This is a genomic window from Agrobacterium sp. 6Ca8 (assembly GCF_055382765.1).
This window is the reverse complement of sequence record NZ_AP026435.1, coordinates 85,836-100,609: the sequence shown is the minus strand read 5'-3', so window position 1 is coordinate 100,609 and position 14,774 is coordinate 85,836. Positions and strand designations below refer to the sequence as shown.

Below are 14,774 nucleotides of genomic sequence, written 5' to 3'. Positions count from 1 at the left end.
CGGTATAAATCCATGAAATCCGAACTGTATTACGTTACCGATATCTACTGCCTCTGGTGCTATGGCTTCAGAAGAACAATCGATCGTATAGCTACGGAATATGCCGACCGCGTCGACTTGCGGCTGGTCAACGGCTGCATGATTCCGCAGGAGATGCAGCTCGGAGAATTCTTCGGACGCTTTCCGGATCCTATCGGCCTGCATCAGCGTGTGAGCGAGGTGTCCGGTCAGGATTTCGGTGAACCTTATCTCGAACATATCCGCAATCATGCAACCTCGAAGCGCAAGTTGAATTCGCTCGTTCCCGCAAGGGCGATGGCAGTAATGCAAATGCTCGGCGTAACAGATTCACTGGCGGTTTCCTCGCAGATGCAGCGCGCCCACTACGACGACGGACTCGACCTTCTTCTACCCGAAAGCTACCGTGCGCTCGACTGCATGAAGACGATCGACTTTGAACAGTTCAAGTCTCTGCTAGTGGATAAGGCAACTCTGTCCACCGTCTTAAATGGTGTTCGATGGGTGAGCGATGTTGGCGTACAGGGCTTTCCCGCACTGCTCCTGAAGCAGAGTGAAACGCGGTATAAGATGATAGCGCGTGGATTCATGCCATATGAGGGGGTAAAGGCTGGACTCGACGCCGCCCTTGGTAGCTTGCTGGACGTGGCGGCGACCACGGGCCTCGCATGCCAACTTGACGGAACCGGATGCCAATGACGCTAAGCTCAGATACATGTGTGCTGCTGACCGATGCTCCTTGGGTTGATACGGAACTGGAGGAAAATATCTTTCGCAGCGCCGGGTTGGAGTTTATTCGCGCGCCGGCCGAGGAAGAGACCCTTGCCCGACTTCTAGCCTCCGTCGAGCCGGCGGCCATCATTACCTGTTGGGCATTAATCTCGCCTGGTATGATCCATGAAGCAGAAAAGCTCAGGGTTATCGCCCGGCTTGGCGCTGGCGTGGACAACGTGGCCGTCGAAGCTGCCACCGATCGCGGAATTTGGGTAACCAACGTCCCGGACTATTGCGTCGGGGAAGTGTCCGACCACGCGGTCGCGCTTATGCTGGCCCATTGTCGCGGCATCGTCCGACTCGATGCCGAGGTGAAGCGAACCGGCTGGCGCTCTGATGGGGCCGGCTTGCAACGTGTCTCGGATCTAACCGTCGGCATCGTCGGTCTTGGAAGGATCGGATCGGAGACCGCACGCAAGCTGAAGGCGTTTGGGTGCCGGGTCATCGCCATGGCACGCACTGGAAGCCACGACAGCAGCTTGGCGGAGCCGGTCGACCCAGATAATTTCGCTAGATTGGCAGATGTGATTATCCTGCACGCGCCCTTGAACGCCGAGACGTCCGGGATGATCGACACACGTTTCCTGTCGAAATGCGCAAAGCGCCCGCTGCTTATAAATGTGAGCCGAGGCGGGCTGGTGGACAACGCAGCTCTTGCCGTGGCGCTCGACGCCGGGATGATCGGAGGTGCCGCCCTCGACGTCGTTGATGGCGAGCCCTCTCCCCCGCAATCGCTCCTCAACCGAACGGATGTGATCATCACACCGCATGTCGCTTACGCATCGACTGCTGCAATGGTGGAACTGCGCACACGAGCTTGCGAGGAGGTCATTCGCGTACTACGCGGTGAACAACCGCGCAATGCATGCAACACTCCTCGCGTGACCTAAGACTTCAACTGCGGATTTTCCCGGTTAGCGCGCTACCAAACCGACCCCGAACTATCGATTAGCTGAAATTGCGTTTCGAATCCGGTCGAGTCCTTCCTGCAAGACGGAACGGGGGCAAGCAAGGTTCAGCCGGATATGGCCCTCGCCGCTGTCTACGAACATTTCGCCACCCTCGATGACAACACCGGCCCGTTCGAGGAAGAAGCGCGTCAGGTCGATCGAACCTGAGAAATAGGCGCGCATGTCGATCCAGGCAAGATAGGTCGCCTCGGGAATACGCAACCTTGCATCCGGGAGATGCGTCCGCACAAACTCATCTGCGAGCGCAAAGTTCCCATCCAGGTAGACCCGTAGGTCGTCCAACCAAGCTTCGCCCCCGCGATAGGAACCGATGGCAGCCGCAAGGCTGATCGGATTGATGAACGGATAGTGCAGTTCGTTCCAAACCGCTCTTAGCGCCTCATCGGGGATGACGATTGTGGCAATCATCATGCCGGCGAGATTGAAGGTCTTACTCACCGCCATGCATGTGACGACATCGCGGCTTTCCGGGAAAAGCTTGGCGAGTGGCGTGTGTTTGAGCCCGCTGCGAAGCAGGTCGCAATGGATTTCGTCGGAAATGATCTTCACGCCGTGTTTGAAGCAGACTTCCGCGAGGCGCCGCAACTCGGCTTCGCTCCACAGCCGCCCGGTGGGATTGTGTGGGTGACATAGGAAGAAGACCTTGACCGAGCCGTCCGCCGCCTTTTCTTCGAAATCTTTGAAATCGACTTCGTAGTAGCCGTCATTGTTGATGAGTGGCGATGTGACCAATGTTCGGCCGCTCTTCACCGTAGCGTGCTTGAAATAACCGTAGGACGGGCTGAGAGTCAGCACCTTGTCATGCGGTCCGCAGAGATAGTTGACGAGGCCGAACAGTGCAGGAATGACACCGAGCGACAGGACCAGCTGCTCGCGCGGGAAGCTCCAACCGTGCCGGCGCTGACACCAGGCGTGGAAGACATCATAAAGGTGGTCATCGTAGTTCATCGTATAGCCGAAGATCGGATGCTTCAACCGATCCGACATGGCATCCAGTGCGGCTTGCGGGGCAGCGAACTGCATATCGGCCACCCACATCTGGATGATCTCCTCTTTCGGCCGATCGAGCACGACCGGCACGGTACCCTGCGGGAAGAGATATTTCTCATATCCTTCCACTGCGGACGCATTGCTATCGAGACGGGAAATCAGGCGGTCGAAATCGTGGTGCATTGGAGACTAACCAGGAAACGTGAGTGGATTGCGCTGGACATCGTTGCGTTGAAAGCAGTTTAATCTACAAGCTGCTACAATTCTTACTAATGTTCTAGCTGATGCTGCGAATCAGTGGCAGATTCCACTAAGGAACGACGAAATGGACGAGATTGATTTCAAGATACTCATCGAGCTGCAAAAAGACGGCCGGCTTACCAATCAAGAGTTAAGCGAACGCGTGAATCTGTCACCCTCCCCGTGCCACAGGCGCGTCCGGCTTTTGGAAGAAGCCGGTGTGATCGAAGGTTATGGTGCGCGGCTCAGCCATAGGGCTCTCGGAATGCCGATCATCGCCTTCATTCTTGTCCGGCTCGCGGCGCAGAGCAAAAACGCCATGGCAGAATTCGAGCTGGGTATTCGCCGAACATCCGAAATCACCGCCTGTTATCTCATGTCGGGACGGCAGGATTATCTACTTCAGGTGTTCACCGCCTCATTGGATAGTTATGAGGAATTCGTGCGCAACAAACTCTCAGAGCTGCCGGGTATCGGATCCTGGGAGACGAATTTCGTGTTTGGGGAAATCAAGAAGAGCGTCCTGACGCCGAAAATAGGTTCACGTTTACCTTCTCCTGGCGAAGGCAGGGAGGCCTAGATGCGCTGGTGGATTGAGCCGAATCGGCGCGGTCGCTAACCAGCGACAACTATGGATCGCTATGGCGCCCGTCTTCGATAGCCTGATGGAAGAATAGGACCTAGCTTACCGCTCCGCGCCATCGCGATCATTGCTGCACTGGCGCTCCTGTTCCGCCTGCCGGAGAATCTGCTGGCGCTGCTCGTTCTGCGCACCCATTGGCAGCCCCGGCCAGCTCCCGCGAAGTCCTTGCGACGCGACCGGCGGCGAGCACCTGCTGCGGGGCGGCGATGGCCGAACGACCGTCGGCGGCGTTGCCCGATCCTCTTGATCGCGTCTATACTGCCAGAACGTATCCCTTCCACTATCGCGATGCGCTCGTCACCAATTGTCGACTTGACGTCGGGAGCATATCGCCAGCGATTCCGGGCATAGCTGTGACTTTCGCGGAGGCACGAAGCCTTCGGTGGCTGCAGGAATGCCAAGGGATTAGCCTTTCATATGAAGATTGTGCTCCTTTGCCGGTTGACCCGCCCCAGGGGAAGCTTCGTTTCGTCAAGTCAACGACCAAGCTCTCCGCGCTGTTGGTCGACGGATGAGATAGTGCTGTGCTTGAGGATCTCATCTGGAAGCGCATCACCCCAGTCTTTCATGGCATATAAAATGTCGTGCAAAGACAGTCCAAGTTCGGTCAGTTCGTAGACTACACGCGGAGGCGTTTCGGCGTATGCCATGCGCGTCACCAAACCGTGCTCTTCAAAACGCCTGAGGCGATAGGTCAGTGTGTGTGCGCTGATCCCAGGCAGCCTGCCGCGCAATTCGGTAAAGCGACGCGGCCCGCCCAGCAGCTCACGGACGATCAATGTAGCCCAGGGGCCGTCGAGAAGAAGCAGAAATCGCTCGACCCCGCAGCACGGCAGTTTTTTTACGGTCACTGAATTTTCTTCCATTAGTGCATTTGACGTAACTGATGCACATCATGCACCAATGGGTTCCGACCTTCAACGGAAATGGAGCAGTTTATGTCTTTCTGTTGATTTCCGCGCAGAAGTGAGCCGGTTTTTCCACCGAGAAGTGAGCCACCTCTGAGTATGGTTTTCTGATCAGGTTTTGGTCAAGGGCTTGGCTTTTCTCCTCTCTTGTGTGCTGCGGCGGCGGAACTGGCTTTGAAGCGGAAGCTGTCGTTTCCTGTTTCCAGGATATGGCAACGATGGGTCAGGCGATCGAGGAGCGCGGTGGTCATTTTGGCATCGCCGAAGACAGATGCCCATTCGCTGAAACTCAGGTTGGTGGTGATGACGACGCTGGTCCGTTCATAAAGCTTGCTCAGCAGGTGGAAGAGCAATGCTCCACCTGAGGCGCTGAATGGCAGATATCCAAGCTCGTCGAGGATGACCAGGTCAAGACGGACCAGGGTCTCGGCGATTTGTCCCGCCTTGCCCTTGGCCTTTTCCTGCTCAAGCGCATTGACCAGTTCGATCGTCGAGAAGAAGCGAACTTTTCTGCGATGATGCTCGATGGCCTGGATGCCGAGGGCTGTCGCGACATGGGTTTTGCCTGTTCCTGGGCCGCCGACAAGCACGACATTGTGCGCTCCATCCATGAACTCACATCGATGCAATTGCCGCACTGTCGCTTCGTTGATCTCGCTGGCGGCGAAGTCAAAGCCGGAAAGATCCTTGTAAGCCGGGAAGCGAGCCGCCTTCATATGATAGGCGATGGAGCGAACCTCGCGCTCGGCCATTTCGGCTTTCAGCAACTGCGACAGAATGGGCACCGCCGCATCGAAAGCCGGGGCCCCTTGTTCGATCAGGTCTGTGACGGCCTGGGCCATACCGTACATCTTCAGGCTTCGCAGCATGATGACAACGGCGGCACTTGCAGGATCATGACGCATGGCGACCTCCTGCGATCCGGACGCGCAGGCCATCATAGCGTTCAACATTTGCCTCAGGTTCACGCCGTAAGGTCAGCGCCGGCGGCGTATCGATACCGGGACCGTCGGTCGTCTTGCCGTCGATCAGCATGTGCAGCAGATTCAGCACATGCGTTTTGGTCGCCACGCCCGCCTCCAGGGCGAGTTCCACGGCTTGCAGGACGGCCTCTTCGTCGTGATGAAGGACAAGGGCGAGGATATCGGCCATCTCACGATCACCGCCGGGACGGCGAAGCATCTGATCCTGTAGTTGCCGAAAGGCCGAAGGCAATTCCAGGAAGGGCGCACCATTACGCAACGCACCGGGTTTGCGCTGGATGACGGCAAGGTAATGCCGCCAGTCGTAAATCGTTCGCGGCGGCTTGTCGTGACTGCGTTCAATGATCCGCGTATGTTCGCAGAGGATATTGCCCTCGGCTGCAACGACCAGTCGCTCGGGATAAATCCGCAGGCTGACGGGCCGGTTCGCAAAAGACGCAGGCACGCTGTAGCGGTTCCGTTCGAAGGTGATCAGGCATGTCGGTGAGACGCGCTTGCTTTGCTCGACGAAGCCGTCAAAGGCGGCAGGCAACGTCATTAATGCCGCCTTCTCTTCGGCCCAAATGTCGGCGATCGTACCGGGCAAAGTGCCGTGCGGTGTCTCACGCCATAGATCCTGGCAGTGCTGTTCCAGCCAGACGTTCAGTGCCGCCAGATCTGCGAAGGCGGGCATCTGTTGCCACAACCGCGGACGGGCATCCTGGACGTTCTTCTCGACCTGTCCCTTCTCCCAGCCTGCCGATGGATTGCAGAACTCAGGCGCAAAGACGTAATGGTTCGTCATCGCGAGGAAACGGATGTTGACCTGCCGCTCTTTGCCGCGACCGACACGATCGACCGCCGTCTTCATGTTATCGTAGATGCCGCGACCAGGCACGCCGCCGAACACACGGAAGCCGTGCCAGTGGGCGTCGAAGAGCATCTCGTGTGTCTGCAAAAGATAGGCACGCAAGAGGAACGCCCGGCTGTGCGCCAGCTTGATGTGTGCGACCTGAAGCTTCGTACGCTCACCGGCTATGACAGCGTAGTCCTCACTCCAATCGAATTGGAATGCTTCGCCAGGACGGAAAGACAGCGGAACGAATATGCCACGCCCCGTCGTTTGCTGCTCACGTTGCCGATCAAGTCGCCATTCACGGGCAAAGGCAGCCACCCGGCCATAGGAGCCGGTAAAACCAAGGGCAACCAGATCAGCATGAATCTGCTTCAACGTACGCCGCTGCTTGCGCGACTTTCCAGCCTCGCTCTTCAGCCAACCCGCCAGTTTGTCGGCAAATGGATCGAGCTTGCTCGGTCGTTCGGGGACCGTGAATGTCGGCTCGATCGTGCCGGCATTCAAATATTTGGAGATGGTGTTGCGTGACAATCCGGTTCGTCGGCTGATCTCGCGCACCGACAACTTCTCGCGCAGTGCCATCCGACGGATGATATTCAAAAGTCCCATGTGGATCACTCCGTTGCCCCCGTCACTCAAAGCGATGGGGAAAGGTTCACATGGCTCAATTCTCAATGGAAATTATGCGCCTAACCGGCTCACTTCTGCGCGGAAATCAACACTGCTTGCCAAACTTGCCGGCAAAGCTGCGATATCAGTGGAGGTTCCGCTCGTGGGCGACGTCACTCCGCTGGCACATCTGAGAGATCTGAACTTGAAGACGCGGAGAGTTCTGCAGTCGGCAGACTAGAACATTCGTGATCTGGCGTGGTGGAGGCTGCGCCAGGAGGAAGTTTCGCATGAATTATAGGTAGACTTCGGCGCGGTCTTTGATCGCGCCGCTGAGTTGCTATGGGCAACGTTAGGAACGTTCGGCCTCGCGTTTGCCGGCATGGCGCTCGCCCTGGCGATCGGCATCCTGGGTGTCATCGCCCGGACCTCGAACAGGCGGATCGTGCGCGCGCCGGTCATCGCCTTCGTAGAAGTCGTCCGCAACACGCCTTTTCTGGTACAGATCTTTTATATCTACTTCGCCTTACCCCTGATGGGCATTCGCTTCAGCCCAACAACAACGGCGATCATCGCGCTTTTGATGCGAGCCGGGCTATACAATCCGATTCCGTGCTCTCCAACATCAAGGTCAGGCCAAGGAGCCTAGTCAAACCAGTCATCGCAACTTTAATGGTCCTAGCGCTCGCAACGGGCAGCTTCTTTGCGCTAGACGGCCCGATGCGTCTGCAGGCTGATGTCATAGCCAGAACTGGCGAGATGCGAACGATTTCGCTTGAGGACGGATCCGGGGTGCAACTGAATTCGTCTTCAGCAATCGCTGTAAACTTTACCGACAGCCACCGCACTATCCGCCTTCTTCAAGGCCAAGCTTTTTTTCAGGTCGCTCACGACGTCGGACGACCCTTTACGGTTGTTGCGGGGGCGGCCAAGGTTACTGCACTCGGCACGGCATTCCCTATTCGCTACGGCAATGACAACACTGAAGTGGCCGTCAACAAAAATGCGGTCCAGATCGACATCGACGGAAGCCGCACAGGCCCTGTCCGCGTCAGTGAAGGAGAGCAAGCAATCTATGACTACGCGAAAGGGCAAATGGCCATCGCGCCGGTCGATAGTCCGTCGCATTTGCTTGGAGGCGCGGCCAGATGGTCCTCGACGATACACCGCTTTCCTACGTTATCGAGGAGATGTACAGGCATTTTTACGGCCGCATCGTGGTTACGGATTCTCGTATCGCCAATCGACGGGTCAGCGGCACGATGAAGATCACCGATACCGACGTTGCGCTTGCTTTCGTAACGCAGGCCCTACATGTGAAAGCAATGCACTTCGGCCCCCTGATCGTCATTCGCGAGTGACGATACCAGCCTCTCGCTTGCTTGCTTGCTTGCTTTCGAAGAAATCTCTCGCTCTGACCTCAAAAGTGCAGAGCGCCAAGGTCTTAAGCTCTGCGTTTTGTTTGTTCTGCTCTAGTTGCTCTGAGCCCCAAAATGAAGAGAAATTGGGTCTCGGGCCATTCCCAACCAATAATGCTCTTGAACGGATTCGAACCAATGGCACGCTCACCAAATGAACTAAGCCCCTGAAAAGATGGCGTAACTCCTATTTATGGAACTTGAGGGAGTGCGCCCAGGCTGGAAGCCGTGCGGTGGGACTTGAGATAGGTTACATCATCATGACGGTCTGGTGTTCTGCAGCTTCAGGCACCGCCAGGCCGTCTATCATCTGGATAAACATGCCCTTGTCGCTCCAGCGTTTCCAGCGGTTATACAGCGTTTTCGCCGGGCCATATTCCTTAGGCGCATTGCACCACCGGAGCCCCTTGCGATTGACGAAAATGATGCCGATCAGCACACGCCGATCATCTACGCGCTGGCGGCCATGGCTCTTGGGGAAATAGGGCTAAAGACGAGCCATTTCTCGTTATTCAAACAGAACAAATTACTCATCAGTCAGGCTCCTGGGCGCCCGTCTGAATCATAGCCGTCAATTCAAATCAATAGGTCCTGACTCAGGGCGTCAGGCGCCAACTTTCTTCAGGAGCGTCGATATGAGATCGGAGACCTCACGCTGCCGCAGAATACGGGTGTCGCGATCGGTGTCTTCTCCCAATTCGAATTTCGCCACCGCGACAGCACCATCCTTGGCGAAGCCTTCGGTCCGCTCGTCATCAACGAAGTGCTGAGCCAACAAAGTCAGGCTCTCGGCGATAACCTCCTTGTGTTTACCACCAAGCGCTTTCACGAATTCGTCTGCAGCCGCATCGACGCTACCATCATAATGCTCGATGCAGTAGACGAGGTCGTGGGCGTCTTTTCGCTCGGCCCGTTGGTTGAAGGCATAAGCTTTCAGGCAAACGAACGCCACTAGGTCAGCATAGTGGAGGTCGACCGTTGCAACGCCGTCGTCCCCGAGAAGCTCTGCCGAGATCTTTCGCGTTTTATGATGATCGAAGACAATTGCCGAATGCGGGATGTTCATGGCCGATACGCTGCCTTCCGTGGGCAACTCAACGACCTTGCCGCCTGACTTGTCGGGATCATCGGCGAGGAGTTCGATTGCGACCTTCGTACCACCCGTGCTGATCTCCCAGCGCCAAGAGACAGACTGCCCCTTCGTGTTTGTGCCACGCGTTAATCCGAGTTTTTTGAAATTGTCTTCAAGGCTATGGTAAGCCTCCGTTTCGTTGAGCATCTGAAGCTGGATGACGACGTCGACATCGCCCGTTCCTGCGTGTGCAGGAATTTCGGGAGGCTTCCTCTCGATAAGATAGCGAGGCGTCAAACCACCCACCAGGAAGATGGAGTCACGCCATGGCCCCAACCCTCGAAGAAGCGTAACCAGGACCCGTTCGCAGTTCTCAGTGACCTGATTGCTGTATCCCTCGGCGGTCGACGGTTTCGTCATCTCAGACTCCTAAAACTTCTTTTCTAAGGTGTTCGGCCATATCCCTTGATCGCCCCTCGCCTCGCAAGAGGTCCAGATAGACCTGCAGGGGGCTCGCAAGCCAAAGTCCTGCCCGCTTCTCTTTGAAAAGAAACTCAGTTGGGGAGCGCGTCTCGATCACGTCGAGATTTGCACCTTCCGTCACAGCTCGGACATCAAGATGCTCTAGAACCATGTCTGTCTTTTCACCGGGGGCCATACGGCAAGCTATGCGATTGATAGATGAAAGGTAGGGCGAATATTCTTGTGCAGCCCTGTCTTGGGTAAGCACATACTCGGCGCCAAGAGCCTCGCATTCAGCTTCCAGCTTGTTTGCAATAGTGTCGGCACCTTTACCAGGAACGTAGAAGCGCCGGCGTTTGTGCCGCGGCCCCTCTTCCACATGGCGAGCCCAGCTGTCGAGTAATGAGGTGGTGTCCGACAGGCGCCGTTCTTTATTCGGGCCGTGGCCGCGAGCAGACACCCATTCCAGGCGCTCCAGCGCGCTAAGTGTTTCTGAAGCGGTTCCGAACGATACTTTCGCCCGCTCTGCTAGGTCGCTGACGCCGAACCAGTCTCCGTGATCCAGAACCAGGGCATGCAAGATCTGGGAGCGCTTCCCTGTAAACAGAGATCCAATCGTTCGTTCCCCAGACTTCGGGACCGGGCGCTCGATGTCGAGGTAAGCGCCTGGTGCTGGCACGAAGAGGCTTCCGCCATCATCGAAGTATCCAACCCCCTCCTCTCGAAGCAGCTGGCGAGCGCCAACCGATATGGAGCTTGCTGCGAGAACGGGCACGACAGTCTCAACGCGCTTTGCTTCAGCGTCTTTCTTGGCAGCGAGGAGGCGCCATATCGCCTCGCGGACATCACGAGGATATACGACGGATTTGCACTCGACGATCAAGAGGATGCCTTTGCCGGCTACATTGGCCTCCACTGCAGCGTCTAGGTATAGGTGACGGCCGAAACCGGGCTCGGCTTCAACATGGGAAACCGTGACCTGCGGCAGCCCTTCAAGCGTTTCAACGAGCGCATCGATCGCCTTTGTCGCACGGTCACGCTCGCTTATCTCCATTATTCAACCTTTTTCACTGCAGAGTGAAAATTCAATAAATCATCTAATATTCGATGTCACGCTAATTTTCACTGTGCAGTGAAAATACGCTTTACACAAGCGGATTTCGCCATTCCCGCTCTTCGCCTTGACAGGATTAGAACCCTAGATCCGTCTAATCACACCGTAACCGCTGTCCCACCCCCACGTTGCCCGCTGTCGCCTGATCTGTGATCGAGTTTTCATGGACGAGCGATAAGGAGTTTCTCCATGGAGACTACGTTGGAGGTTCTCACGACGCGGCGGAGCCGACGTGATGCTCACCGCCAATGGCCGGATGAGGTCAAGGCACGGATCGTGTCGGAAAGTTTGCGGCCGGGTGTGACGGTGAATGAGGTCGCGGCCCGCCATGGGCTGAAGGCCAATCACCTGTCGACCTGGCGAACGCTGGCACGAGATGGCAAGCTGGTTTTGCCTGAGCCGGAAGACGCCGTCGAATTCGCGGCCATGGTCGTTGAGACACCCCCGCCGGAGCCGCTGAGTGTCAAGACCGCCACGCGCGCCGAGATTATCGTCGGTCCAGTGACGATCCGTCTTGAGGAAGGTGCGTCTGCTGCCAGGATCGCTGCCATCGCTCGGGCCCTGGCGGCAGCGACATGATCTTTCCATCGCACCGCGTCAGGATCATGGTGGCGACCAAACCCGTAGACTTCCGCAAGGGGCATGACGGATTGGCGGCACTGGTGAAGAACGAACTGCGCAAGGACCCGTTTACCGGAACAGTCTTCGTGTTCCGGTCCCGCAAGGCGGATCGGCTGAAGCTGATCTACTGGGATGGCTCCGGTATCGTCATGGCCTACAAACGGCTGGAAGAGCACAGCTTTACCTGGCCGGGCATCAAGGATGGACTGATGACGCTGACCCACGCCCAGTTCGAAGCCCTGTTTGCGGGCCTTGATTGGCGGCGGGTTCATGACGTCAGGACGAGAACGCCGGAGACCATCGAATAGCTGCGACACGATGACTCAGCACAATAGATTCCGAGGGCAAATCGGCACAGAACTTGGTAAGTTCCAGTCATGCTGGACACCGCTGATCTTCCCGATGATGTTGCTGCGCTGAAGGCGATGCTGATCGCAGCCCAGGCACGCGAGACGGCCAAGGACGTCGCGATAGCAAGTAAGGACGAGCATATCGCCCGCAAGGATGAGCGGATCGAACGGCTTGAGAAGCTCGTCGCGGCCTTCAAGCAGGCAGCCTTCGGACGCAAATCCGAGAAGACCGATCCCGAGCAATTCGACCTGGCGCTGGAGGACCTGGAGACGGCGATGGCCGCGATCCATGCCGAGGACGAGGCGGACGCTACTGCTGGCAACAGGGCCACCAAGTCACGGGCGATCAATCGCGGCTCCCTTCCAAAACATCTTCCCCGTGTTGAAGAGGTGATCGAGCCAAAAAGCCTGATCTGCGCCTGCGGCGGTTGCCTGCATCGCATCGGCGAGGATGTCTCCGAGCGTCTGGATGTGGTCCCTGCGCAGTTCCGCGTCATCGTCACACGTCGTCCCAAATATGCATGCCGTGCCTGCACTGATGGTGTCGTTCAGGCCCCGGCTCCGGCACGGTTGATCCAGGCAGGGCTGCCGACGGAGGCGACCGTCGCCCATGTTATGGTCTCTAAATATGCCGATCATCTTCCGCTGTATCGGCAGGCTCAGATCATGAGCCGACAGGGCGTCGATCTCGACCGGTCCACACTTGCCGACTGGGTCGGGCGAGCAGCGTTCGAATTACGTCCGGTCTTCGATGCGCTTATTGCCGATCTGAAGCGCTCGCCCAAATTGTTCATGGACGAGACACGTGCTCCGGTTCTTGATCCAGGCTCTCGTAAAACCAAGACCGGATACTTCTGGGCGTTGGCACGGGATGATCGCCCATGGGGCGGCGGTGATCCGCCAGGTGTTGCCTTCACCTACGCGCCCGGTCGCGGAGGCATTCATGCTGAACGGATATTGCAGGGCTTCTCCGGCGTCCTGCAGGTCGATGGCTATGCCGGATACAACAGGCTGATCGCACCAGAGCGCGTTGGCCCGGACATTCGGCTTGCCTATTGTTGGGCACATGCTCGTCGCAAGCTGGTGGAGATCACCCGTAACGGAACAGCACCCATTGCCGAGGACGGCGTCAAACGGATCGGCGAGCTGTATCGGATAGAGGCTGAGTTGCGCGGTTTTGATCCGGAGGCTCGCGTGACCGAACGGAAGGAACGGTCTGCACCGCTCGTCGCCGACATGCAGGTTTGGCTCACGCATAACAGAGCCCGTGTCGCTGCAAAATCCCCGCTCGGCGAAGCCTTGGCCTACATCGCCAAATACTGGGATGGTCTCCAACTCTTCCTGAGAGACGGTCGCATCGAGATCGACACGGATGTTGTTGAACAGCCCCTTTCTCAGCCTTTTTGTGGTTTAGGTGGCCTATCTCTCCAGGCTTCGACCATGGCTGCGTAGGCTGCCTCCGCCTGTGCAACGAGCTCCATCTCTCGATGTCGGATTTCCTTGATCCAGTAATCGCGGGCGGGACCAGCGGGCCCATGTGCTTTGGGAGCGCCGGCACGAAGTTCAAGCTTGCGCATCTTCATGGCGACAAAGGCGGGCCGAGCCCATCTGTAGGGAGCCTCCTTGGTCAGCAACTGCCAGATCAGATTTGCGATCTTGCGCGCCGTGGCGACCGCCGCGACGTTGAGACCTTTGCGGTCCTTTATCCGGAGAAAGAAGGCACGCAGCGGCCCCGGGACCGACGCGGCCGACCAGGCAGCTTCAATCAGCATCGTTCTGGCAATCGCGTTTCCCTGTTTCGAGATGCGGCCATGGATTGCGCCGCGATCGCCGGACTGGCGCACCCGTGGGGTCAAGCCGAAGTAGCTCGCAAGCCGGTCGGGCGTCGGGAACCGGGAGATGTCGCCAATGGCGGCTATCACCGCCGTGGCAACCACGGAATTTACTCCGGCGATCGTCATCAGCTTGCGCGTGCGAGTGTCGTCAAGCGCAATTCGGGCCATAGCACCATCCAGCTTTTCGAGCTTGGCCTTCAGCCAGTCCAGTTCATCGAGATGGCGGGCGAGGAGGTCGCGCTCTGCCTTGGGCAACGGGGCCTTCGAAAGCCAGTCTCTGCCATCTTTTCCGAACAGATGTCCCGAGTATTTCGGCACGAGATTGGCGTGGAGAACGGCCTGAACCCGGCTCTTCACTCGTCGCACTGATCGTACGAGCGCCGCGCGCTCCGACACGAGACGACGCAGGTTCAGGGTATCATCATCCGCGGCCCAGACCTCCGGCAAGAAGCCGGCGGCATGAAGCTGCGCCAGAATCCGCGCGTCGACTTTGTCGGTCTTCACGCGCGCGTGGGCGATGGCCTTCACCTGAAGCGGGTTCGCGATCACGACCTTGGCCACGAACGGCGTCAGCAACCTTACGATGGCCGAGGTGTTCCCGGTTGCTTCCAGTATGACTTCGTCATCCTTTCGAAGCTTCTGCCCAAAGGCCACCACAGCGTCGTAATCCAGGTCCACCCGGAATTCTTCAGTGACCTTGCCCCTGTCAAGAACCGCGACCTGCGCAAAACTTCGATGCACATCCATTCCGATCGACCGCATTCCAAATCCTCCATGTTGTTGATGGGGGAGTGCGCGGGCTGTGCGACATCTACGGATACGCGCTCGCAGCGCAGACGGGATAGTCGCAGGGGCGGCCAGATAACAACGCGAGCTCGCAGCTCAAAGTCAATTCGGCCTGCCCGCTTCTTCGCACTCCGACGCCCCTGTC

13 protein-coding genes and 4 pseudogenes are annotated in these 14,774 nt (G+C 57.5%); 9 read left to right on the top strand and 8 right to left on the bottom strand.

What is annotated here, in order from left to right:
- The first annotated feature begins 12 nt into the window (after positions 1–12).
- Positions 13–717 (top strand): thioredoxin domain-containing protein, encoded by a 705-nt coding sequence (locus ACZ5A6_RS24035; protein ID WP_112402593.1) that lies wholly within the window; start codon positions 13–15, stop codon positions 715–717.
- 20 nt (positions 718–737) lie between these two features.
- Positions 738–1,682 carry a C-terminal binding protein gene (locus ACZ5A6_RS24030; RefSeq protein WP_464111547.1) on the top strand — a complete coding sequence of 315 codons (945 nt, stop codon included), beginning with the start codon at positions 738–740 and terminating at the stop codon, positions 1,680–1,682.
- Between the two features lie 51 nt (positions 1,683–1,733).
- Here ACZ5A6_RS24030 and ACZ5A6_RS24025 read toward each other — a convergent pair whose 3' ends face one another.
- On the bottom strand, positions 1,734–2,936 hold the full coding sequence (locus tag ACZ5A6_RS24025) for a MalY/PatB family protein (RefSeq protein WP_112402595.1): 1,203 nt from the start codon (positions 2,934–2,936) through the stop codon (positions 1,734–1,736).
- Between the two features lie 142 nt (positions 2,937–3,078).
- On the opposite strand from ACZ5A6_RS24025, the gene ACZ5A6_RS24020 reads away from it, so the two are divergent.
- On the top strand, positions 3,079–3,573 hold the full coding sequence (locus tag ACZ5A6_RS24020) for an Lrp/AsnC family transcriptional regulator (RefSeq protein ID WP_112402596.1): 495 nt from the start codon (positions 3,079–3,081) through the stop codon (positions 3,571–3,573).
- 539 nt (positions 3,574–4,112) lie between these two features.
- On the opposite strand, the gene ACZ5A6_RS24015 is transcribed toward ACZ5A6_RS24020, so the two are convergent.
- The 3 genes from ACZ5A6_RS24015 to istA all read right to left on the bottom strand — a co-directional run bounded on the left by ACZ5A6_RS24015 (position 4,113) and on the right by istA (position 6,971).
- Positions 4,113–4,502, bottom strand: a complete 390-nt coding sequence (locus tag ACZ5A6_RS24015) for a winged helix-turn-helix transcriptional regulator (RefSeq protein ID WP_237691135.1) — start codon at positions 4,500–4,502, stop codon at positions 4,113–4,115.
- A 164-nt stretch (positions 4,503–4,666) separates the two neighbouring features.
- Entirely contained in the window at positions 4,667–5,449 is a 783-nt protein-coding gene (gene istB, locus ACZ5A6_RS24010; protein ID WP_111785441.1) for an IS21-like element helper ATPase IstB, read from the bottom strand.
- Positions 5,439–6,971: an IS21 family transposase gene (istA, locus tag ACZ5A6_RS24005; protein ID WP_111785440.1), complete on the bottom strand. Its 1,533-nt coding sequence runs from the start codon at positions 6,969–6,971 to the stop codon at positions 5,439–5,441. The genes istB and istA overlap by 11 nt, the downstream gene beginning before the upstream one ends.
- Positions 6,972–7,308: 337 nt before the next feature.
- Here istA and ACZ5A6_RS24000 point away from each other — a divergent pair.
- The 3 genes and pseudogenes from ACZ5A6_RS24000 to ACZ5A6_RS23990 all read left to right on the top strand — a co-directional run.
- Positions 7,309–7,572, top strand: a pseudogene (locus ACZ5A6_RS24000) (ABC transporter permease subunit); the annotation flags it as partial.
- 71 nt (positions 7,573–7,643) lie between these two features.
- Positions 7,644–7,925: pseudogene (locus ACZ5A6_RS23995) on the top strand (FecR family protein); the annotation flags it as partial.
- A gap of 194 nt (positions 7,926–8,119) precedes the next feature.
- Positions 8,120–8,332: a FecR family protein gene (locus ACZ5A6_RS23990; RefSeq protein WP_338808391.1), complete on the top strand. Its 213-nt coding sequence runs from the start codon at positions 8,120–8,122 to the stop codon at positions 8,330–8,332.
- A gap of 272 nt (positions 8,333–8,604) precedes the next feature.
- Here ACZ5A6_RS23990 and ACZ5A6_RS23985 read toward each other — a convergent pair.
- The 3 genes and pseudogenes from ACZ5A6_RS23985 to ACZ5A6_RS23975 all read right to left on the bottom strand — a co-directional run.
- A pseudogene (locus tag ACZ5A6_RS23985) lies at positions 8,605–8,923 on the bottom strand (transposase); the annotation flags it as partial.
- Positions 8,924–8,993: 70 nt separating this feature from the next.
- Complete coding sequence (locus tag ACZ5A6_RS23980; protein ID WP_078053774.1) at positions 8,994–9,881, bottom strand: hypothetical protein; 888 nt, start codon at positions 9,879–9,881, stop codon at positions 8,994–8,996.
- A 1-nt stretch (position 9,882) separates the two neighbouring features.
- A complete protein-coding gene (locus ACZ5A6_RS23975) occupies positions 9,883–10,977 on the bottom strand; it encodes a type IV toxin-antitoxin system AbiEi family antitoxin (RefSeq protein ID WP_078053775.1) in 1,095 nt (364 codons plus the stop codon).
- 249 nt (positions 10,978–11,226) lie between these two features.
- On the opposite strand from ACZ5A6_RS23975, the gene tnpA reads away from it, so the two are divergent.
- From tnpA to tnpC, 3 genes and pseudogenes are all read left to right on the top strand, one after another.
- The gene (tnpA, locus tag ACZ5A6_RS23970) at positions 11,227–11,616 is read left to right on the top strand and encodes an IS66-like element accessory protein TnpA (protein WP_162714313.1); all 390 of its coding nucleotides are present in this window, start codon (positions 11,227–11,229) and stop codon (positions 11,614–11,616) included.
- A complete protein-coding gene (gene tnpB, locus ACZ5A6_RS23965; protein ID WP_162714315.1) occupies positions 11,613–11,966 on the top strand; it encodes an IS66 family insertion sequence element accessory protein TnpB in 354 nt (117 codons plus the stop codon). The genes tnpA and tnpB overlap by 4 nt, the downstream gene beginning before the upstream one ends.
- A gap of 69 nt (positions 11,967–12,035) precedes the next feature.
- Positions 12,036–13,400 (top strand): annotated as a pseudogene (gene tnpC, locus ACZ5A6_RS23960) (IS66 family transposase); the annotation flags it as partial.
- Positions 13,401–13,402: 2 nt separating this feature from the next.
- Here the strand turns inward: tnpC and ACZ5A6_RS23955 are convergent.
- Positions 13,403–14,590, bottom strand: coding sequence for an IS110 family RNA-guided transposase (locus tag ACZ5A6_RS23955; RefSeq protein WP_112403342.1), 1,188 nt, complete (start codon positions 14,588–14,590; stop codon positions 13,403–13,405).
- Positions 14,591–14,774 lie beyond the last annotated feature (184 nt).